Source organism: Citromicrobium bathyomarinum (genome assembly GCA_001306305.2).
Classification (GTDB): Bacteria; Pseudomonadota; Alphaproteobacteria; order Sphingomonadales; family Sphingomonadaceae; genus Alteriqipengyuania; species Alteriqipengyuania bathyomarina.
In genome coordinates this window covers 2198079-2218855 of record CP155577.1, presented here as the reverse complement: position 1 = coordinate 2218855, position 20777 = coordinate 2198079, and the positions used below count along the sequence as shown (strand labels likewise).

The following is a 20777-nucleotide window of genomic DNA, read 5'->3' as shown; positions in this document are numbered from 1 at the left end:
CAAAGCCATGATCCAGGCCATAGCCTTCTACCTTTTCGCAACGATGGTGATCGCCAGTGGCGTGCTCACCATCATGAGCCGCAATCCGGTGCATTCGGTGCTGTGGCTGATCCTGGCGTTCTTCAACGCGGCGGGCCTGATGGTGCTGCTGGGCGCGGAGTTCATCGCGATGCTGCTGGTCGTCGTTTACGTCGGTGCCGTGGCCGTGCTGTTCCTGTTCGTGGTGATGATGCTCGACGTCGACATGGCGGAGCTGCGCGCCGGGTTCATCAAGAACTTCCCGCTGGGGATCGCGATCGCGCTGGTCCTGCTGGCGGAGCTGGTGCTGGGCATCGGCGCGCTGGGGGCCGGGCCGCTTGAGCTGGGCACGGCGAGCGGTGCGAACGCGCCCAATCTGGCCAACAGCAATATCGAGAATATCGGCGCGCTGCTCTATTCGAAGTACATCTTCGTGTTCGAGGCCGCGGGCCTGATCCTGCTGGTGGCGATGATCGGCGCGATCGTGCTGACCCACCGCGACCTCAAGACCACGCGCGGCCACCAGAACATCACCAAGCAGGTTCGTCGCAACCCGAAGGAAGCAACCCAGATGAAGCAGCCGACCGTCGGCGAGGGGGTCGAGCTATGATCGGCATCCAGCATTACATCATCGTCAGCGCGATCCTGTTCGTGCTCGGCGTGCTTGGCATCTTCCTCAACCGCAAGAACGTGATCGTCATTCTGATGGCGATCGAGCTGATCCTGCTGGCGGTGAACATCAACCTCGTCGCGTTCAGCGCCTTCCTCGGCGACCTGACCGGGCAGATCTTCGCGATGTTCGTGCTGACCGTGGCGGCGGGCGAAGCGGCCATCGGGCTCGCGATTCTCGTCATCTTCTTCCGTGACCGTGGCACGATCGCGGTCGACGATGTGAACCGGATGAAGGGCTGAACCACCCGTGCAGTCTTCGATCCTCCTCATCGTCTTCCTGCCGCTGGCGACTGCCATTGTCGCCGGGCTTTTCGGCGGCACGATCGGCAAGACGCCGGCCAAGGTGCTCACGACCGTCGGGCTGTTTGCCTCCTGCGCGCTCAGCTGGCCGATCTTCCTCGATTTCCTCGGCGGCAATGCCCAGGCGCAGGTCGTGCCGGTGCTCCAGTGGGTGCAGTCGGGCGATCTCTCGTTCGACTGGGCGCTGCGCGTCGACACGCTGACCGCGGTCATGCTGGTGGTCATCACCAGCGTCTCCGCGCTCGTCCACCTGTACTCGTGGGGGTACATGGACGAAGACCCCAGCCAGCAGCGCTTCTTCGCCTATCTGAGCCTGTTCACCTTCGCGATGCTGATGCTCGTGACGGCGGACAATCTGGTCCAGATGTTCTTCGGATGGGAAGGCGTCGGCCTCGCGTCGTACCTGCTGATCGGCTTCTGGTATAAAAAGCCCAGCGCCAACGCCGCCGCGATCAAGGCCTTCGTGGTCAACCGCGTGGGCGACCTTGGCTTCATGCTCGGCATTTTCGGCACCTTCCTGGTGTTCGGCACCGTCTCGATCCCCGCGATCCTCGAACAGGCTCCTGCGATGAGCGGCAGCTCGATCACCTTCATGGGCATGCGCCTGATGACGATGGACATCCTGTGCCTGCTGTTGTTCGTCGGCGCGATGGGCAAGTCCGCGCAGCTGGGCCTGCACACCTGGCTGCCCGACGCGATGGAAGGCCCGACCCCGGTTTCCGCGCTGATCCACGCCGCCACCATGGTGACCGCAGGCGTGTTCATGGTCTGTCGCCTGTCGCCGATGTTCGAGACCGCACCTGTGGCGCTGACCGTGGTGACCGTGATCGGCGGGGCGACCTGCCTGTTCGCGGCGACGATCGGCACCACGCAGTGGGACATCAAGCGGGTCATCGCCTATTCGACCTGTTCGCAGCTGGGCTACATGTTCTTCGCCGCGGGCGTGGGCGCCTACGGCGTGGCGATGTTCCACCTGTTCACGCACGCCTTCTTCAAGGCGCTGCTGTTCCTTGGCGCGGGCGCGGTGATCCACGCGATGCACCACGAGCAGGACATGCGTTACTACGGCGCGCTGCGTAAGCGCATCCCGATCACCTTCTGGGCGATGATGGCAGGTACGCTGGCGATCACCGGCGTCGGGATCATCGACGTGTTCGGCTTTGCAGGCTTCTATTCGAAGGACGCGATCCTCGAAGCGGCCTATGCGCGCGGCACGGGCGCAGCCAACTTCGCCTTCTGGGCGGGTGCGATCGCGGCGATGCTGACCAGCTTCTATTCCTGGCGCCTGATGTTCCTGACCTTCTGGGGCAAGCCGCGCTGGGCCGATAGCGAGCATATCCAGCACGCGGTCCACCACGGGCATGACGAGCCGGAAGATCACAATCCTGCCGCGCAGGAAGATTCGGGCGAGGCCGTGGCGCACCACGTTCCCTCGACCGAGGAGAAGGACGGCACTGCCGGCTATCATCCGCATGAGGCACCGTGGGTCATGTTGATCCCGCTGGTCGTGCTGAGCCTGGGTGCAGTGTTCGCTGGCTTCGTGTTCTACGAGCCTTTCGTCGATGCCGAAGGCTTCTGGAAGGGCTCCGTGTTCTTCAACGAGAACCTCGTCCACACGATGCACGGCGTGCCGCTGTGGGTTAAGCTGACCGCGACCATTGCGATGCTTCTGGGTCTCGCGATCGCCTGGCTGTCCTACATCCGCAATCCGAAGCTGCCGGAAGCGGCGGCCGAGCAGCTGGGCCCGATCTACCGCTTCTTCCTCAACAAGTGGTACTTCGACGAGCTGTACAACTTCCTGTTCGTGAAGCCTGCCTTCTGGCTGGGCCGCGTGTTCTGGAAGGTGCTCGACATCGGAATTATCGACAGGTTCGGGCCTGATGGCGCGGCCTGGGTGGTCAGGCAGGGATCGGTAGGGGCCAAGCGCTTCCAGTCCGGCATGCTCAACACCTACGCCCTGATCATGCTGCTCGGCGTTGTCGCCGCTATTACCTGGGTGCTGCTGTAATGGAGGGCTTCCCAATCCTTTCGCTGATGCTGCTGGTGCCGCTGGTCGGTGCGGTGCTGTGCATGTTCGTCAACGCGTCGACCGCTCGCTGGGTCGCGCTGATCGCCACGCTGATCGATCTGGTGCTGGGCATTATGCTCTGGCTCAATTTCGACATCGGCGGCGCGCAATGGCAGTTTACCGAGCGCGCGAACCTGTTCGCCGGGTTCGAATATGCGCTCGGCATCGATGGCATCGCCCTGATGCTGATCATGCTCAGCGTGTTCCTGATGCCGATCTGCATCCTTGCGAGCTGGACCAGCGTGACCAAGCGCGTCGGCGAATACATGGCCGCGTTCCTGATCATGGAACTGCTGATGATCGGCGTGTTCGCCGCGCAGGACATCCTGCTGTTCTACATCTTCTTCGAAGCCGGCCTGATCCCGATGTACCTGATCATCGGCATCTGGGGCGGCGACGACCGGATCTACGCCAGCTTCAAGTTCTTCCTCTACACGCTGCTCGGCTCGGTCGTGATGCTGATCGCGATGCTGTGGATGATCCAGGAAGCGGGCACCAGCTTGATCCCCGTGCTGCTGCAATACGACTTCCCGCCGGAAGCGCAGACGTGGCTCTGGCTGGCCTTCTTCGCCAGCTTCGCGGTGAAGATGCCGATGTGGCCGGTCCACACCTGGTTGCCCGCCGCGCACGTTCAGGCGCCGACCGCCGGTTCGGTCATCCTCGCGGGCGTGCTGCTGAAGCTGGGCGGCTACGGCTTCATCCGTTTCAGCCTGCCGATGTTCCCCGAGGCATCCGCGCAGTTCGTGTGGCTGGTGTTCGGTCTCAGCATGATCGCGGTGGTGGTCACCAGCCTGATCGCGCTGGTCCAGCACGACATGAAGAAGCTGATCGCCTATTCGTCCGTCGCGCACATGGCGATCGTGACCGCGGGCCTGTTCGCGTTCAATTCTCAAGGGATCGAGGGCGCGATGGTGATGATGCTGTCGCACGGCCTCGTCTCGGGCGCGCTGTTCCTGTGCGTGGGCGTGATCTACGACCGGCTGCACACGCGTGAGATCGCCCGCTACGGCGGCCTTGCCACCAACATGCCGCGCTACGCGCTGTTCTTCCTGCTGTTTACGATGGCGAGCATCGGCCTGCCGGGGACCAGCGGGTTCGTCGCCGAGTTCATCAGCCTTGCGGGTATCTACCAGATGTCCAGCACCACGACGTTCGTGCTGACCACCGGCATCATCCTTGGCGCGGGGTACATGCTGTATCTCTACCGCCGGGTGGTCTTCGGTGAACAGAAGAACGCCGATGCCGCCGCGATGCCGGATATGAACGCACGCGAATGGCTGATGCTGGCACCGGTGGCGGCGGCGGTTCTGTGGATGGGTGTCTATCCCGAGAGCTTCCTTGCTCCGATGCGCAGCGACATTGCGGCCATCGAAGCCCGGATCGCGCGTGCCACTCCGGCAGGTGATGCGATGCTGGTGGCAGGAACGCCCAACGAACATGCGGCCAACTACATGGCAGGCGAACATGGCAGCGGCCATGGTGCCGAAGGTGAACACGGCGCTGCGGAAGAAGGCGGCTCTGAAGGGGCCGAACACTAATGGATTACGCAACTTCCTTTGGCCGGATCATTCCCGAGCTGCTCCTGACCGGTTCCGGCCTGGTGCTGCTTATGATTGCCGCGTTTGGCGGTGAGAAGGCGAGCCGCCTGGTCTCGATCCTTGCCGCAGTGGCAATCGGCGCGGCTGGCTGTCTTGTCATTCCGACGCTGGCGAATGGTGTCGAGGGCGAGGCTGCGACCGCGTTTTACGGCCAGATCAGCGCCGACTCTTTCTCCGCTTTCGCAAAGCTGCTGGTCTATCTAGCGGCGATCGGCTGCCTGATGATCGCGCCCGGCTTCTTCAACCAGCGGCGCGCGATGAAGCCCGAATATCCGGTGCTGGTGCTGTTCGCCACGCTGGGCATGAGCATCATGGTCTCCGCGACCGATCTGATGACGCTCTATATCGGGCTCGAACTCAACAGCCTCGCGGCCTATGTGCTCGCCAGCTTCCTGCGTAACGACAGCCGTTCGGCGGAGGCGGGGCTCAAGTATTTCGTCCTCGGTGCGCTTGCCAGCGGCATTCTGCTCTACGGGATGAGCCTTACCTACGGCTTCACCGGCACGACCAGCTTCGCCGGCATCCGCGCGGCGCAGGAAGCGGGGCTTTCCACCGGTGCGCTGTTCGGGCTGATCTTCGTGCTGGCAGGTCTGGCGTTCAAGATTTCCGCCGTGCCGTTCCACATGTGGACCCCGGACGTTTACCAGGGCGCGCCGACCCCGGTGACGACCTTCTTCGCCACCGCGCCCAAGGTGGCAGCGGTCGCGCTGACCGCGCGCGTCGCGCTCGACGCGTTCGGTTCGCAGGCCGATGCCTGGCGGCAGATCGTGATCTTCGCCGCGCTCGCCTCGATCATTGTGGGTGCGCTCGGAGCGATCGGGCAGAACAATCTGAAGCGGCTGCTCGCCTATTCCTCGATCAACAATGTCGGCTTCATCCTGATCGGCCTCGCCGCGGCGACGGTCGAAGGGGCGAGCGCGATGCTGTTCTATCTGACGACGTATGTGGTGATGTCGCTCGGCAGCTTCGTCGCGGTGTTGATGCTGCGTAATGGCGAGGGTGAGAACCTGGAAACTTTCGAGGATATCGCCGGTCTTTCCAGCACGCGCCCCGGCATCGCGCTGTGTCTGCTGGCGCTGATGTTCAGCCTCGCCGGAATTCCGCCGCTGCTGGGCTTCTGGGCCAAGGTCGAGGTGTTCAACGCTGCGATCCAGGCCGGCTTGGTCCCGCTGGCAGTGATCGGCATCGCGGCGAGCGTGATCGGCGCGTTCTATTACATCAAGTTCGTCAAGGTGATGTATTTCGAGGAGCCGGTAGGCCGCGCCACCAAGGGTGGCAGCGCGGCGCATTGGGCGATCCTGATCATCTGCACCCTCCTGATCTCGCCGCTCGGCTTCCTGCTGACCCGCGGACTGCAGGCGATGACCGATACGGCGGCGGCGGGCCTGTTCCCGGGCGTCTGAGCCCGCGAATGCCCGGCGCGACGTCTTGATACGGACCGTACCCGAAACCGGCTCGACCAATGCCGACCTGCTCAGCGCGCTGCGCGCCGGCGAAGCCGTGCGCGAAGGGGACTGGCTGGTCGCCGACCGGCAGGTATCAGGGCGGGGCAGGCAGGGCCGTGGCTGGCATGACGGCCACGGCAACTTCATGGGCTCCACGATCGTGCGTCTTTTGCCCGGACAGCCGCCTGCACACACGCTGTCGCTGCTCGCCGGGGTTGCCCTTTTCGAGGCGGTTCAGGGCGTGGTCAACGCGGCCGACTGCACCTTGCGCCTCAAGTGGCCCAATGACGTGCTGGTTGGAAATGCCAAGCTTTCTGGTATCCTGCTCGAAGCGCAGGGCGATGCGGTGGTGATCGGCATCGGCGTCAATCTGGTCGCCGCGCCCGATCTGCCCGACCGGAAGACGCGCGCCTTGAGCGCTTTCGGGCCCGCTCCCGATCGTGATGCCTTCGCCAGCAGCCTCGCTGCGCACTTCGCGACCGAGCTGGAGCGCTGGCGGACTTACGGCCTGGAACCGCTGTTACGCAGCTGGATCGCAGCGGGCACCCCGCGCGGCACGCAGGTGAGCGTACATGAACCCGATGGCGGGCGCGTCCACGGCCTGTTCGATGGGCTTGAACCGGATGGTTCGATGCGACTGCGCTTGGAGGATGGGGCCTTGCGTGTCATTCACGCAGGCGATGTGATCTTGGCGGAAAGGTAGCCGATGCTTCTCGCGATCGATGTCGGAAATACCAACCTCGTCTTCGCGCTGTTCGATGGGGATGATTTGCGCGCGCGTTGGCGCATCTCGACCGATGGGCGGCGCACGGGCGACGAATACGCGGTTTGGCTGTTCCAGCTGCTCGGCATCGAAGGCGTTGCCCGCGAAGAGATTACGCATATCATCTTCGGCTCGGTCGTCCCGCGTGCGGACCACAACCTTACCGTGCTGTGCGAGAAATATTTCGGCATTACCCCGATCATCGCCGGGCAGGGCGAGGCGGCGTGGAATTTCGAGATCGACGTCGATCTTCCCAGTTCGCTGGGTGCAGACCGCGCGCTCAACTGCATTGCGGCCCATTCGCTGGTCGGCGGCGACCTGATCGTGGTCGATTTCGGCACCGCGACCAAGTTCGAAGCGGTCGATTTCAACGGTGCCTACAAGGGCGGGATCATCGCACCGGGAATAAATCTGTCGCTCGACGCGCTGGTGGGCAAGACCGCCAAGCTTCCGCGCATCGCGATCCACGCCCCCGATACGGACAGCGTTATCGGGCGCAATACCGAGGATCAGATGCTGATCGGCGTGTTCTGGGGCTACGTCGCGATGATGGAAGGCCTGATCGCGCGGATGAAGAAAGAGATCGGTCGCCCGACCAAGGTGGTCGCCACCGGCGGCCTCTCGGTCTTGTTCGACGACCATACCGACATATTTGATGTCGTAGACACCGACCTGACGCTGCGCGGCCTGCACCTGCTGGCCCGGCGCACGGTCGACAAAGGATAGCATGAAAAAGAACTTCAAGCCGGAGAACGAACTCCTGTTCCTTGCCCTTGGCGGCTCGGGCGAAATCGGGATGAACGTCAACCTCTATGGCTGCGACGGCAAATGGCTGATGGTCGATCTGGGGATGACCTTCGGCGCCAATGAATACCCTGGCATCGAACTGGTTTTCGCGGATCTCGAATTTATCGAGGAACGGACGAAGGACCTGCTCGGCATCGTCCTGACCCATGCGCACGAGGACCATATCGGTGCCGTGCCGTACTTCGCGGCCGACCTTGGCGTGCCGCTCTACGCGACGCCGTTCACTGCGGAACTGGTGCGACGCAAGCTGAAGGAAGCCGATCTGGTCGACGAGGTGCCGCTGCATATCGTGCGCGAAGGCGACCAGGATATGCAGATCGGGCCTTTCGGCATCCGCTACCTCCCGCTCGCCCACTCGATCGCAGAGGGCAACGCGCTGCTGATCGACACGCCTTACGGCAAGGTCTTCCACACCGGCGACTGGAAGCTGGACGAAGATCCGATCATCGGCGAGCCGACCACCGAGGAAGAGCTGCGCGCGATCGGCGAGGATGGCGTGCTCGCGCTGGTGTGCGACAGCACCAACGTCTTCAACCCGAACGAGAGCGGCTCCGAAGGGGCGGTCTTCAAAGGCCTGCTGGAGGAAGTGCAGAACTGGCCCGACAGGCGCGTGGTGGTGACGACCTTCGCCTCCAACGTCGCGCGGCTGCACACGCTGGGCGAGATCGCCAAGGAGACGGGGCGCGAGCTGGTGATCGCCGGGCGCTCGCTCGAACGCATTTTGGAGGTGTCGCAAGGCTGCGGCTACCTGACCGATTTCCCCCAGCCGATCGACTGGGACACCGCGATGAACCTGCCGCGCGGCAAGGTTCTGATCGTGGCGACCGGCGGGCAGGGCGAGCCGCGCGCTGCGCTGGGCCGCATGGCGGACAAGAACCATCCGCTGGAGCTGGCTCGCGGCGATGTGGTGCTGTTTTCCAGCCGCCAGATCCCCGGCAACGAGATCGCGATCGGCAAGATCATGAACCAGCTGGCCGAACGCGGGATCGAGATGGTGACCGACCGGCAGAGCATGATCCACGTCTCCGGCCACCCCGGGCGGCCCGAACTGCAGGCGCTTTATGAATGGCTGCAGCCCGAAGTGCTGGTGCCGGTACATGGTGAGATCCGCCATATGCAGGAACAGGCGCGGCTTGGTCTTGCTGAAGGCATCCCGCACGCGGTGTTCCAGAAGAATGGCGACATCGTGAGCCTCGCGCCGGGCGAGCCGGGCAAGATCGGCAGGGTGCCCACCGGGCGTCTCGTGCTCGATGGAGATCTGATCGTGCCAGCCGATGGCAGTGCGGTTACCGAGCGCCGCAGGCTATCGCGCGACGGCGTGCTGGTGGTGGTCGTAACGGGCCGTGACGATGTGACGATCCGCGCGCTGGGCCTGCCGCTGGACGAGGATTTCCCCGACTTCGTCGCCGAGGCTACCCGTGACGTGAAGGAGGCCTTGCGCCGCCTGCGCGGCCGCGACGCGAAGGATGCAGGTGCCCGGCAAGAAGCCGCGCGCCTCGCCGCGCGCCGCGCCGCCAATCGCTGGTCGGGCAAGCGCCCGCAGGTTCAGGTCGTCATTCCGGAGGCCTGAGGGAGGGCAACACGATGGGTTTCTGGTCGATCGTCGCGATCTATTTCCTGATGTGGATATTCGTCGCGTTCACGATGCTGCCCTTCGGCGTGCGCACGCACGAGGAGATGGGGCTGGACCTCGTTCCCGGACAGGCGGAAAGCGCGCCGGCCAATTTCCGTCCCGGCAGACTGGCGCTGCGCGCGTCGGTGATCGCCGCGGTGCTGACCGCCGTGTGGGTGCTGAACTGGGAGCATGGCTGGGTGACCCGCGACATGTTCGACTTCATGCTGCCACCCAGCCAGCGGGGCGCATAACGCTATCCATGGGGGGCGGGGCGACCTGCCCCCCCAGCAGCCTCAGCTGGTCCGCAGCCGCTCCAGCGCCTGCGCCATCGCGACATAGAGCTTGCCGACTTCGGAACCGAGCAGCGTCACCGCCAGCGCATTGCCGTCGCGGGTCGACAGCAGCGTGCGCAGCATCGCCTCGAAATCGTGGATGTAGCGGTTCACGTTGTTCCGGAAATCCGCATCCTCGTCATACAGTTCGGCGATTTCGCGCGCCTGCCGATTGTCGAGCAGGCGCACCGCACGCCGGGTGAACACGCCGCGATCGCCGCGCAGATAGCTGGCCCAGGCGGTGTCGGACACCTCGCCGGATAGCGACTTGGCGATGTCGATCGCGTTGGAATTGAGGCTTTCGGTAATCAGCGCCACGCGCCGTGCGAAGTCGTTGTCGACCTGCTCCTCGGCCCGCTCGCGCGCGACCGAGACGCGGTTTTCGAGATTGCCTGCCAGCTCGTTCACCAGCGCCAGCTGATCGCGCAGCTGGCGTGCGGCATCGCGTGCCGCATCGGCGGAGCGCCCTGTCGCTTCGCGCAGCTCCGCGAGCGCCTCGTCCGCCTGCGTGCGGACCGCATCGCCCACTGCACGCGCCGCCTCTTCGCCGATCTTGGTCCCGAGCTGCTCGCCTTCGCGCTCGGCATACTCCGCCAGCAGCGTGCGCGCCTTCTCGGCAGTCGTTTCGAGCTGCGAGACCGCTTCGGCGAGACGCTCGCTGGTTGCCTGTGCGACCACGCCGGTCTCTTCGTCGAGCGCCGCGAGCGTGGTGCGCAACGCGGTGATGCCCTCGGCCATGTTTTCGCGCGTTTCGGCCAGCCGGTCGTCGATCCGGTCGGCGACGGAGAAGATCTCCTCCCCCTTCTCGCGGGTCTCGATCACGTAGGCGGACAGGCGCTCGCTCTTCTCGGCGCCTTCATCGATCGTCCGGCGCAGCTTCTCGGAATTGTCCCGCAGCGCCTGCAAGCGCGCCTCGGCGGCTTCCATCGCGGTGGGCAGGACTTCGCGGCTGTGCTTGGCGCCTGCCTGGATCAGTTCGAGCAGCCGCACTCCGGCTTCGGTCACTTCGTCCAGCGTGGTGCCGAGCGCGGCGAGCCCTTCGCGCCCGCTGCCGAGCCGGGTCTCAAGATTGTCCGTGGCCTCGAGCAGATTGTCGCGCGAGGATGCGGTGGTGCTGGCGATCTCGGCCAGTCGCTCGCTCGCCTCGGCCAGCCGCTCGGCCGTGCTGTCGCCCGCTTCGGCAATTTCGCGGGCGATCTCGCCATGCTTTTCGCGCCGTTCGTCGACCGCGGTGTCGATCGCCGAGAGCCGGTCTTCGAGCGAGGCAAGCGCCAGCCGCTCCATCTCTTCCAGCCGGGTGCGCCGGGCGTCGACCCACTCGACAAATTCGCGATCCCGCTCCTTCATCGACTCGTCGATCCGCACCGCCTCGTCACGCAGCGAGGCAAGCCGTGCCTGTGCCGATTCCATCGCATGCTCGTCGATCGACTGAACCTCGCCGATCGCGTCGGTCAGGCGTTCGCGAAGCTTGTCGATCCGGCCCTGAGCCGCCGCCAGCGCCTCTACTTCGCGACCGTCCAGATCCGCGCGGAAGCTCTCGCTACGTTCGCGCAGCGCGGTGAAGCGCGCATCCGCCATTGCCTCGAGTTCGGCGACCCGGTCGCCCAGAGTGGTCAGGGTGCGGTCGACCTGGGTGCGGAAATGCTCGACATGCCGCTCACCCGCTTCGCCGAATTCGTTGAGTTTGGTGAGGCCCGTTGTCAGACCGTCGAGAGCCCCCTGTGCGCGCTCTCCGGCCGAGCCGACGGCGTTGGCGGCATCGCGCGAGGCATTGGCGATCACCGGCAGGTCGTCGCGCAGGCGGGCCATGTTGGCCAGCGCGGTTTCGGAAACGCGGGCGATCCGCTCCACCTCTTCGCCGTTTTCGGCCACCAGCGCTTCGATCCGGTCGGCATTCTGCGACAGGCGCGAGGCGGCGACCCGGCCGTGCGATTCCAGTTCGCGGGTCTGCTGGGTCAGGAACTCGCGCGCCAGGCTCAGCTCGCGGTTGATCGCGGTCAGCCGGGTTTCGAGTTCCGCAATATCCACCGCAGCAGCGCGGGCGGTCGCCCGGAAGCGCGCGCTCTGGCGGCCCATGCGCTGGCTCGCGGCGAACCATACGAAGGCGATCAGAAGGGCGGGGACGGACCATGCGATGATCGCATCGGCCCACATGCCCGGGGCCATCCGGGTGAAACTGTCGGGCCCGCGCGCGATCACGAACAGCGCGGTCCACCCGGCCAGTGCGATCAGCGCAATGGCAGTGACCAGCGGGCTGGCGATGCGGGGCATGCGTTCTGCAGGCGAATCCTCTTCGTCCACCAGCCATTCCTCGTCCGGAAAAGTGACCGGTTCGCGGGGAGGGCGCGCGGCATCCTCCGCCTTTGGCTCCGCCGTGTCCTTGCCGACTACTCTGATCGAAGAACCCCCACTCATGATCAGTGGCTTACCACGTTTCCAGGCCGGTTAAACCCCACGTTAACGCACCGCTCGCTAGAATAATCCACATGGCTTTCGAGAATGCTGCCTTTACCGCCACGCTCACCGCTGCGGCGGGTGACGATCCTGCGCTGCTCAGCGAGCTGCGCGGCGCGTTTCGCGAAAGCCTGGCCCAGCAGATCGACCTGTTGCACCGTTCGCGTTGCGACGGGAACTGGCTGGTCGCGGCGCAGCGGATCAAGGGGCTGGCGGCCAGCTTCCACGCAGACGAGCTGATCGTGCTGGCACAAGGCGCGATCGACGCCGCCCCGGGAGACCCGGTGGCGCTGCGCGGCCTCGACGGTTTTCTCACGGAATTCGATAGGGTTACGCCCGATTGATCCGTCGCCCTGTGGGGTACGGGACGAATTGCGCAAAACCGCTGCATTTCCCCCCAAATCTTGCGCATTTCAGCCGCTCGGGGCCTGCATACGCGTGTCCGCTGTGCTAGACGCTGCACATGGTGGCAAACGATCAGGGATAATCGCCCCTTAACGATAGGCGGCTAAGCAGGCAGCGTGACCGATAGCTCGATGAACAGCGTGCCGGATTCTATTCTGGACGACCACACGGTCGACGCGGGCCTGCGTGCCGAGCTGGCGCGCGGCGACATGGCGCTTTCCACCCTCACGCCGGTCCTGACCCACTTCCTGAGCACTCACGACCGGTCGCTGTTCAGCGACTCGATCATCGCGCGTGTGCGCGGCATGATGCGCAGCGCCGCCTACCGCCTGCTGCGGGTCGAGGCGGAGGAGATCGGCGCGAACGACGTATTCGCCTATGCCGAAAACCGCGCCGACGCGCTGGCCGAAGACCTTGCCACGCACGCCGCGTTTCTGAGCCATTGCCATGCGCTGTCGATCGAATGGCAGCTGGCCGACCGGCTGCGCGGGCGCAACGGGATCGATCCCGTGCTCTCGCCACTACTGCAATCGCTGATCGCGTCGGGCGATGGCGATCTGCCGGACGCGGCAATGGCCACGCTGGCCGCGCAGGCGCGCTTTATCGAGCAGCAGAAGCGCATGGAGATGCCGCTGGCCGAATTGCCGGAGGATCAGTTCGCCCACCTGATCGGCGTCTGGCGCCGCCAGCGCGAGGATGTGAGCGATGATCTGGCGAGCACGGTGGAAAGCCGCATCCGCCAGATGCGCAGCGAGAACGAGGCGCGGCTTTCGTTGCTCGACCGCACTTTCCAGGGGCTTGGTGCACGCAGTGACGTCGCGCTGTCGCTGACCCATGCGGGCGCGGCGATGTTCCTGACCGCGCTGGGGCACAGGGCAGGGCAGGAGCGCGATATCGCAGTCGTCTCGACCAATGATCGCCAGCTTGTCCGCTTTGCGCTGTCTTTGCGCGCTGCGGGCCTCAGCCCGGCAGAAGCGCGGGCGCAATTGCGCTGCCTGCATCCCGACGCAACGCTGCCCGCCGCGGTCGATCAGTTGACGACCTATGATGCGCGCGCGCTGCTATCCTCCTCGCCCTTCGGGCATGTCGAGTAAGCCCATGGACGAGAGTACAACCAGCTATATCGCGCGTGCGCGCACCGATGCGAAGGACCGCCTGATTGCGGCGGACGAGCCGCTCGCCTCGCTCCAGCGGCGGGCGGGGGGCGAGATCCCCGGCACGATCGCGATTCCGGAGCTGCGCGAACAGGTGCGCAAGGCGCGCCGCACGAACCTGCGGCTCGGGCGCACGATTCATGCCTTCGACGGGACCGACCGGATCAAGTCGTGGATGGAGATCGTACCTGTCGAGGGAGACGATGAGTCGGAATCGGGCTGCTCGATCGGCATCGTCACCTGGCAGGCGAGCCCGCCGCCGGTGGAGCGTGATGACGAGGCTGCCGCGCGGCGCGATGCGATCGACGATGCGCTGGCGGAACTCCACGCGCGGCTCGACCCCGCGCAAAAGGTCCTGACCGTCCATACCGACGCCGAAGACCTGCAACCGCTGCTTCGCCGGATGAGCGAAAACCTCGGCCAGCCGTGGACCGATTTCGTCAATATCGCTGGCAGCCAGCACGCCCAGCCGCTGCACTGGCGGCTGCTCGATCAGTCTCGCGTCTCAATCGATGGCAGCCCGCGCCAATGGACCGCACGACTGATCCCGGTCGGTGAGCCTACCCCGGGATCACAGGGTTTCGAGCTTTATCTGATCGCCAATCGCGCGTGGGTCACGCGTGCGCAGCGGCGCGACCGCCGGACCGAGGATGGTGCGTCGATCGGGCGCGATCTCACCCCGATCCTGCGTCAGCCGATCGCCCGCATCGTCGCCAATGCGGAGACGATCCGCGCGCGCCTCGCCGGGCCGCTGGGCGACGAATACAGCGAGTATGCGCGCGATATCGTCAACGCGGGGCAGCATCTGCTGTCGCTGGTCGACGACCTGACCGATCTCGAAGTGGTGGAGGCGGACGGTTTCCGCGCCGCGCCCGATCCCATCGATCTGGCCGATGTCGCACGCCGCGCTGCGGGCATTCTGGCGGTTCGCGCGCAGGAGAAGCGGATCAGCATCAGCGCGCCGCCTGCCGACGCGAGCCAGCCTGCCACTGCGGAGTTCCGCCGTGTGTTGCAGGTTCTGCTCAATCTGATCGGCAATGCGATCCGCTATTCGCCCGAAGGCTCGACCATCACGGTGAAGTTGGGCGCCGACGAAAAGCGCGCGCGCGTATCGGTGATCGATCAGGGGCCGGGGCTGGACGAGCAGGCGCAGCGAATAGTGTTCGACAAGTTCGAACGGCTCGGCCGCAGTGGCGGCGGCGGCTCGGGGCTGGGTCTCTACATCTCCAAGCGCCTGGCACAGGCGATGGGCGGCGACCTCACCATTGCGAGCACTCCAGGCGAGGGGGCCACCTTCACCCTGTCGGTGCCCAGACGTAGCGAATAAAAAAAGGCCGCGCAGATCGCGCGGCCTTTTCATTCAGGATACGCCTCAGCGCTGTTCGACGGGCACGTAGTCGCGCTGCGTCGGGCCGGTGTAGAGCTGGCGCGGACGGCCGATGACCTGCGCGGGATCGGAGATCATCTCGTTCCACTGCGCGACCCAGCCGACCGTGCGGGCCAGCGCGAACAGCGCGGTGAACATGGTGGTCGGGAAGCCGATCGCCGAGAGGATGATGCCCGAGTAGAAATCGACGTTGGGGAACAGCTTCTTCTCGATGAAGTAGTCGTCGTTCAGCGCCATTTCTTCCAGCCGCAAGGCGGTTTCGAACACGGGATCGTCGACCTTGAGCGCTTCGAACACTTCGCGCACGGTCTTCTGCATCACGGTCGCGCGCGGGTCGTAGTTCTTGTACACGCGGTGGCCGAAGCCCATCAGGCGGAACGGATCGTCCTTGTCCTTCGCACGCTCGATGTAGTGCGGGATGTTTTCCGGACGGCCGATTTCACGCAGCATGTTGAGCGCGGCTTCGTTGGCACCGCCATGCGCGGGGCCCCACAGGCACGCGATCCCGGCGGAGATGCACGCGAACGGGTTCGCACCAGACGAACCGGCCAGACGCACGGTGCTGGTCGACGCGTTCTGTTCGTGGTCGGCGTGGAGGATGAAGATCCGGTCCATCGCCTTTTCGACCTCGGGGATCACCTCGTAAGGCTCTGCCGGCACGCCGAAGGTCATGCGCAGGAAATTGCCCGTGTAGCTGAGCGAATTGTCCGGCTGCAGGAAGGGCTGGCCGATCGAATACTTGTACGCCATCGCCGCGATGGTCGGCATCTTGGCGATCAGGCGGTGGCTGGAAATCTTGCGATGTTCCGGGTCCGCGATGTCGGTGCTGTCGTGATAGAAGGCCGACAGCGCGCCGACCACGCCGCACATGATCGCCATCGGGTGCGCGTCGCGGCGGAAACCGCGGTAGAAGGTCATCAGCTGCTCGTGCAGCATGGTGTGGCGGGTGATGGTGTAGCTGAACTCGTCCAGCTCGTTGGCGGACGGCAGCTCGCCGTTCAGCAGGAGGTAGGACACTTCCATGAAGCTGGAATTCTCGGCCAGCTGCCCGATCGGATAGCCGCGGTGCAGCAGCACGCCTTCTTCGCCATCGATGAAGGTCAGGGCGCTTTCACAGCTCGCGGTCGACTTGAAACCGGGATCGTAGGTGAAGCGGTTGGTCGATCCGTAGAACTTGCGGATGTCCACGACCTCGGGCCCGCACGTGCCTTGCAGAACGGGAAATTCCTGAGTGTCGCCGGCAATCTCCAGCTTGGCGGTAGTATCCGACATGTGGGTCTCCTTAGTCTTGAGTGGGGTTCGCCGAAGCAGCCTGTGCGTCTATCCGCGCAAGCGACTCCTCCTTGCCGAGGAGGGCGAGAACATCGAAAATTCCAGGGCTCGTCGTGGTCCCGGTAAGGGCGGCACGAAGAGGTTGGGCGAGCTTTCCGAGGCCCACTTCCAGCCGCTCCGCAAGCGATTTGGTAGTGGCTTCCAGTGCCTCGATTGTCCAGTCGCTTTGCCCGGAGAGCTCGGCAGACACCTGCGCCAGCCGCGCCCGTGCCTCATCGTCGAGCAGGCCGGCGGCCTTCTCGGTCATGGTGAGGGGACGCTTGGCGAACAGGAAGCGCGCATTCTCGGCCAGCTCGTGGGTGTCTTTCGCGCGGGTCTTGAGCACGGGCATGGCGCGGGTCAGCAGATCCTGGTCGATCTCTCCATCGACGCTGCCCGCCAGTTCGCCCGCGACGATCTGCGCCAGCCGCGCATCGTCGGCCTCGCGGATGTAGTGGCCGTTGAGGTTCTGCAGCTTCTTGATGTCGAAGCGCGCCGGGCTGCGGCCCACGCCGTCCAGATCGAACAGTTCGATCGCTTCGGCCTGGGTGATTTCCTCGCGGTCGCCATGGCCCCAGCCAAGCCGCAAAAGGTAGTTGAACAGCGCTTCGGGCAGGATGCCCAGTTCGTCGCGATAGGCTTCCACGCCGACCGCGCCGTGGCGCTTGGACAGCTTGGCCCCGTCGCTGCCGTGGATCAGCGGGACATGGGCATAGACCGGATCGTCCCACCCGCCTTCGATCGCGTTCATCGCGCGGTAGATGGGCAGTTGGCGGAAGGCGTTGTTGAGGTGATCGTCGCCGCGGATCACATGGGTGACGCCCATGTCGTGGTCGTCCACCACCACCGCCAGCATGTAGGTCGGCGTGCCATCTGCGCGCAGCAGGATGTAGTCGTCGATCTCTTCGTTTCTGACCGTCACGCGGCCCTGAACCTGATCTTCGATCGCGGTCTCGCCGTCCTTGGCCACCTTGAGGCGGACCGTGAAGGGCTGGCCTTCCTGTTCGGGGCCAGGCTCGCGGTCGCGCCAGCGGCCGTCATAGCGCATCGGCTGCTTGTTGGCGCGCTGCTCCGCGCGCATCGCCTCGAGCTCTTCGGGCGTGGCGTAGCATTTGTAGGCGTGGCCGTTGGCGAGAAGGGTATTGGCGACTTCGGCGTGGCGCTGGGCCCGCTGCGACTGGAACACCGACTCCTCGTCAAAGGAAAGGCCGAGCCAGTCGAGCCCTTCGATGATCTTGTCGATCGCGTCCTGCGTGGAGCGCTTCGCGTCGGTATCTTCGATCCGCAGCAACGCCTTGCCGCCGTGGTGGCGGGCGTAGAGCCAGTTGAACAACGCGGTGCGCGCGCCGCCGAGATGCAGGTAGCCGGTCGGAGATGGGGCGAAGCGTGTAATGATCGTACCGGTTTCGCTTGCCATCCTGGCGCGGTTCCTTTCCATTTCGGTTCATGACGACGCAGCCTTCGTCCACCGTTCCGTCTGACGACGCAACGAGCGGCAGCGACCTTCGATCCGATGGCGGAGCAGGTGCGGCCTATGGTGCAGCGCAGCGCAGGCTTTGGCAGGTGGTCGCGATGATGTCCAGCCCGCTCGCGAGGGTCGCGCAGGGGCTCGATCGCAGCCTCGGCGACGCAGCGCTGGAGCGCGGGCCATGGGTGATCGTCGGCGTCATCGCAGGGATCGCGGCGTGGTTCGTGCTGCCCGGGCCAATGGCGTGGATGGCCGCAATCGGGGTGGCACTTGGCGTCGCTGTCGCCGGTGTGCTGCTGCTGCGCATGGACCGCGTTCCCGACCTGGCGCTCGCGCTGCTGGCGCTTGGTCTGGCGGTGGCGTTCGGTATCGGGCTGATCTGGGCCCGCTCGACCAGCGTGGGCGAGCCGGCGATCGAGCATCCGCAGATGCTGACCATGCACGCGCGCATCCTCGAGCGGGAGGAGCAGCCCGCGCGAGAGCGTGTGCGTCTGGTGCTGGCTGCGCGCGATGAGCAGGGCGAGGCGATCAAGCTGCGGGTCAACGTGCCGCTGGAGCAGGAGAGCCCGGCGATGCAGCGCGGCGCGGTGATCGGTCTGACCGCGCGGCTGATGCCGCCCGCGCCTCCGCTGGTGCCGGGTGGATACGACTTCGCGCGCGCCGCGTGGTTCCAGGGGCTGGCGGCAACCGGATCGGTGGTCGGCCCGGTCGACGTGATCGCACCACCACCGCCGGGCTTGGGCGGAATCGCATCGGTCCAGCGCAACCTCTCCGCACACGTCCGCAGCCAGCTCGGCGGGTCGGCAGGTTCGATCGCGGCCGCCTTCGCCAGCGGCGACCGGGGTGCGATTGCTGAGGCGGACGAGGTGGCGATGCGCGATGCGGGGCTTACCCACCTGCTCTCGATCAGCGGGTTGCATGTGAGCGCGGTGGTCGCGGCGGCGTATTTCCTCGCGCTCAAGCTGCTGGCCCTGTGGCCTTGGCTGGCATTGCGCGTCCGGCTGCCAGTGGTCGCCGCGGCTCTCGGCGCGCTTGCGGGGATCGGATACACCCTGCTGACCGGAGCGGAGGTTCCCACGGTGCGCAGTTGTGCGGCGGCGGTGCTGGTGCTGGTCGCACTGGCGCTAGGTCGTGAGCCGCTGACGTTCCGCCTGCTCGCCGTGGCAGCGGGCTTTGTACTGCTGCTGTGGCCGGAGAGCGTCGTGGGCCCCAGCTTCCAGATGAGCTTCGCCGCGGTGCTCGCGATCGTGGCGTTGCACAACAGCGCGCCAGTGCGCGCCTTTCTCGCCCCGCGGGAGGAGGCGTGGTTCATGCGCCCCCTGCGCGGAGGGGCAATGCTGCTGGTGACGGGCTTCGTGATCGAGATCGCGCTGATGCCGATCGTGCTATTCCATTTCCACCGAACGGGGATGTACGGCGCGCTGGCCAACATGGTCGGCATTCCGCTGGTGACTTTCGTGTCGATGCCGCTGATCGCGCTGGCGCTGCTGGCTGACCTTGTGGGCGCGGGTGCTCCGGTGTGGTGGCTCGCGGGGGCCTCGCTCGACCTGCTGCTGGGCATTGCGCATCTCACCGCGAGCCAGCCCGGCGCAGTCAAGCTGGCACCGCATATGGGCGGTCTCGCGTTCGGCCTGTTCGTCGCCGGAGGCCTGTGGATCGCGCTGTGGAGCGGGCGAGGGCGGTTCTGGGGCTTCGTGCCGGTGCTGATCGCGACCATCCTGATGCTCTCCACTTCGCGGCCCGATGTGCTGGTCTCGCGAGATGGCCGCGATGTCGCGATCATCGAGGGCGGGCGGCTGATGAGCCTGCGTGACAGCCAGTCCTCCTACGCCAGCGACACACTGGCCGAGCTGGGCGCGCTCGACGAGCCGCCGCTACCGCTGTCCCAATGGCCTGGTGCGCGGTGCAGCGCGGAGTTCTGCGTCGCGACCATCGAGCGCGAGGGGCGGCGTTATCGCCTGCTGCTGGCGCGCGGGCGCGAGTATGTGACCGAGCGCGATCTGGCCGCGGCCTGCGCGCGGGTGGACATCGTGGTCGCCGACCGCTGGTTGCCCTACAGTTGCCGTCCGCGCTGGCTCAAGGCCGACCGGCGGATGCTTGAGAAAACCGGCGGGCTGGCGATCCGGCTCTCTTCACGCGAGGTCGAAACAGTCGCGCAGGGGCAGGGCGCGCATGGCTGGTGGCATGGGGCGGGCGGCGTTCCGCGCGAGGCGGAGCGCCGCACTCGTCCCGATCAGTGATAGCGGCGCAGCAGCCCCGCCAGCTTGCCCTGAACCTGCACGGCACGCGCGTCGTAGACCTGCGGTTCGTAGCTGGGATTGGCGGGATCGAGCCGGACCCGGCCGCCTTCACGCCACAGGTACTTGAGAGTCGCTTCCTCGTTCTCGACCAGCGCGACCACGATGTCGCCATCGCGCGCGGTGTCGGCGCGGCGGATCAGCGCGTAGTCGCCATCGAAGATGCCTGCCTCGATCATCGAGTCGCCGGAGACTTCCAGCGCGAAATGCTCGCCCGGGCCGAGCAGCGCGGCGGGCACCGGCAGGCTCTGGTGATCTTCCAGCGCCTCGATCGGGGCGCCGGCGGCGATCCGGCCGTGCAGCGGAATGTCGATCACGTCGTTCGCCGCCTCGGGCATCCGCGCAGGCACGCTGGTTGTCCGCGCGCCCAGATCGTTCGCCGCCTTGGGCGCCGATCCGGCGACCGCACTCTCGGGCATCTTCAGCACTTCGAGCGCGCGCGCGCGGTTGGGCAGGCGGCGGATGAAGCCGCGTTCTTCGAGCGCGGAGATCAGCCGATGCACACCCGACTTGCTCTTGAGGTCGAGCGCCTCCTTCATCTCTTCGAAAGAGGGCGAGATGCCGGTTTCTTCCAGACGTTCATGGATGAACCGGAGCAATTCATGCTGTTTCGCCGTCAACATCGGACTTCTTCTCCGCATTACTTGTTCGCGGGCTCATGCGAACGAATGCGGAACAACTAG

General features: G+C 65.6%; 17 protein-coding genes. 13 read left to right on the top strand and 4 right to left on the bottom strand.

Translation table 11 applies throughout. The features are described 5' to 3' along the window. The first annotated feature begins 7 nt into the window (after window positions 1-7). The 9 genes from VO57_011095 to VO57_011055 are packed head-to-tail and all read left to right on the top strand — an operon-like array spanning window position 8 to window position 9537. Window positions 8-628, top strand: a complete 621-nt coding sequence (locus tag VO57_011095; GenBank protein XBL68677.1) for an NADH-quinone oxidoreductase subunit J — start codon at window positions 8-10, stop codon at window positions 626-628. Further along, window positions 625-930 carry an NADH-quinone oxidoreductase subunit NuoK gene (gene nuoK / locus VO57_011090; protein XBL68676.1) on the top strand — a complete coding sequence of 102 codons (306 nt, stop codon included), beginning with the start codon at window positions 625-627 and terminating at the stop codon, window positions 928-930. The genes VO57_011095 and nuoK overlap by 4 nt, the downstream gene beginning before the upstream one ends. A gap of 7 nt (window positions 931-937) precedes the next feature. Beyond that, the gene (nuoL, locus tag VO57_011085; protein ID XBL68675.1) at window positions 938-2998 is read left to right on the top strand and encodes an NADH-quinone oxidoreductase subunit L; all 2061 of its coding nucleotides are present in this window, start codon (window positions 938-940) and stop codon (window positions 2996-2998) included. Beyond that, on the top strand, window positions 2998-4596 hold the full coding sequence (locus VO57_011080) for an NADH-quinone oxidoreductase subunit M (GenBank protein ID XBL68674.1): 1599 nt from the start codon (window positions 2998-3000) through the stop codon (window positions 4594-4596). The genes nuoL and VO57_011080 overlap by 1 nt, the downstream gene beginning before the upstream one ends. Beyond that, the gene (gene nuoN / locus VO57_011075; protein ID XBL68673.1) at window positions 4596-6059 is read left to right on the top strand and encodes an NADH-quinone oxidoreductase subunit NuoN; all 1464 of its coding nucleotides are present in this window, start codon (window positions 4596-4598) and stop codon (window positions 6057-6059) included. Before VO57_011080 ends, nuoN begins: the two co-directional genes overlap by 1 nt. A 25-nt stretch (window positions 6060-6084) precedes the next feature. Then, window positions 6085-6804, top strand: coding sequence for a biotin--[acetyl-CoA-carboxylase] ligase (locus VO57_011070; GenBank protein XBL68672.1), 720 nt, complete (start codon window positions 6085-6087; stop codon window positions 6802-6804). A gap of 3 nt (window positions 6805-6807) precedes the next feature. Next, the gene (locus tag VO57_011065) at window positions 6808-7590 is read left to right on the top strand and encodes a type III pantothenate kinase (GenBank protein ID XBL68671.1); all 783 of its coding nucleotides are present in this window, start codon (window positions 6808-6810) and stop codon (window positions 7588-7590) included. Between the two features lies 1 nt (window position 7591). Next, window positions 7592-9241 (top strand): ribonuclease J, encoded by a 1650-nt coding sequence (locus tag VO57_011060; GenBank protein XBL68670.1) that lies wholly within the window; start codon window positions 7592-7594, stop codon window positions 9239-9241. 14 nt (window positions 9242-9255) lie between these two features. Continuing rightward, on the top strand, window positions 9256-9537 hold the full coding sequence (locus VO57_011055) for a DUF1467 family protein (protein XBL68669.1): 282 nt from the start codon (window positions 9256-9258) through the stop codon (window positions 9535-9537). Between the two features lie 42 nt (window positions 9538-9579). Here the strand turns inward: VO57_011055 and VO57_011050 are convergent, their stop codons facing one another. After that, entirely contained in the window at window positions 9580-12033 is a 2454-nt protein-coding gene (locus VO57_011050) for an ATPase (protein ID XBL68668.1), read from the bottom strand. A 71-nt stretch (window positions 12034-12104) separates the two neighbouring features. Between VO57_011050 and VO57_011045 the strand changes: the two genes are divergently transcribed. From VO57_011045 to VO57_011035, 3 genes are all read left to right on the top strand, one after another. Further along, on the top strand, window positions 12105-12416 hold the full coding sequence (locus tag VO57_011045; GenBank protein XBL68667.1) for an Hpt domain-containing protein: 312 nt from the start codon (window positions 12105-12107) through the stop codon (window positions 12414-12416). A 177-nt stretch (window positions 12417-12593) separates the two neighbouring features. Continuing rightward, on the top strand, window positions 12594-13571 hold the full coding sequence (locus VO57_011040; GenBank protein ID XBL68666.1) for a hypothetical protein: 978 nt from the start codon (window positions 12594-12596) through the stop codon (window positions 13569-13571). Continuing rightward, the gene (locus VO57_011035) at window positions 13561-14958 is read left to right on the top strand and encodes a HAMP domain-containing sensor histidine kinase (GenBank protein XBL68665.1); all 1398 of its coding nucleotides are present in this window, start codon (window positions 13561-13563) and stop codon (window positions 14956-14958) included. Before VO57_011040 ends, VO57_011035 begins: the two co-directional genes overlap by 11 nt. A 45-nt stretch (window positions 14959-15003) precedes the next feature. Here the strand turns inward: VO57_011035 and VO57_011030 are convergent, their stop codons facing one another. Further along, on the bottom strand, window positions 15004-16290 hold the full coding sequence (locus VO57_011030; protein XBL68664.1) for a citrate synthase: 1287 nt from the start codon (window positions 16288-16290) through the stop codon (window positions 15004-15006). Between the two features lie 10 nt (window positions 16291-16300). Next, window positions 16301-17746, bottom strand: coding sequence for a glutamate--tRNA ligase (gltX, locus tag VO57_011025; GenBank protein XBL68663.1), 1446 nt, complete (start codon window positions 17744-17746; stop codon window positions 16301-16303). Window positions 17747-17775: 29 nt separating this feature from the next. Between gltX and VO57_011020 the strand changes: the two genes are divergently transcribed. After that, on the top strand, window positions 17776-20037 hold the full coding sequence (locus tag VO57_011020; GenBank protein ID XBL68662.1) for a ComEC/Rec2 family competence protein: 2262 nt from the start codon (window positions 17776-17778) through the stop codon (window positions 20035-20037). On the opposite strand, the gene lexA is transcribed toward VO57_011020, so the two are convergent. Next, window positions 20031-20717, bottom strand: a complete 687-nt coding sequence (lexA, locus tag VO57_011015; GenBank protein XBL68661.1) for a transcriptional repressor LexA — start codon at window positions 20715-20717, stop codon at window positions 20031-20033. The two genes, VO57_011020 and lexA, sit on opposite strands and share 7 nt — an antisense overlap. Window positions 20718-20777: the final 60 nt, after the last annotated feature.

Bases quoted from the DNA above. Each gene is read 5' to 3' on its own strand.
- VO57_011095 (XBL68677.1), top strand. From the start codon at position 8: ATGATCCAGGCCATAGCCTTCTACCTTTTCGCAACGATGGTGATCGCC.
- nuoK (XBL68676.1), top strand. From the start codon at position 625: ATGATCGGCATCCAGCATTACATCATCGTCAGCGCGATCCTGTTCGTG.
- VO57_011080 (XBL68674.1), top strand. From the start codon at position 2,998: ATGGAGGGCTTCCCAATCCTTTCGCTGATGCTGCTGGTGCCGCTGGTC.
- nuoN (XBL68673.1), top strand. From the start codon at position 4,596: ATGGATTACGCAACTTCCTTTGGCCGGATCATTCCCGAGCTGCTCCTG.
- VO57_011065 (XBL68671.1), top strand. From the start codon at position 6,808: ATGCTTCTCGCGATCGATGTCGGAAATACCAACCTCGTCTTCGCGCTG.
- VO57_011060 (XBL68670.1), top strand. From the start codon at position 7,592: ATGAAAAAGAACTTCAAGCCGGAGAACGAACTCCTGTTCCTTGCCCTT.
- VO57_011055 (XBL68669.1), top strand. From the start codon at position 9,256: ATGGGTTTCTGGTCGATCGTCGCGATCTATTTCCTGATGTGGATATTC.
- VO57_011050 (XBL68668.1), bottom strand. From the start codon at position 12,033: ATGAGTGGGGGTTCTTCGATCAGAGTAGTCGGCAAGGACACGGCGGAG.
- VO57_011045 (XBL68667.1), top strand. From the start codon at position 12,105: ATGGCTTTCGAGAATGCTGCCTTTACCGCCACGCTCACCGCTGCGGCG.
- VO57_011035 (XBL68665.1), top strand. From the start codon at position 13,561: ATGTCGAGTAAGCCCATGGACGAGAGTACAACCAGCTATATCGCGCGT.
- VO57_011030 (XBL68664.1), bottom strand. From the start codon at position 16,290: ATGTCGGATACTACCGCCAAGCTGGAGATTGCCGGCGACACTCAGGAA.
- gltX (XBL68663.1), bottom strand. From the start codon at position 17,746: ATGGCAAGCGAAACCGGTACGATCATTACACGCTTCGCCCCATCTCCG.
- VO57_011020 (XBL68662.1), top strand. From the start codon at position 17,776: ATGACGACGCAGCCTTCGTCCACCGTTCCGTCTGACGACGCAACGAGC.
- lexA (XBL68661.1), bottom strand. From the start codon at position 20,717: ATGTTGACGGCGAAACAGCATGAATTGCTCCGGTTCATCCATGAACGT.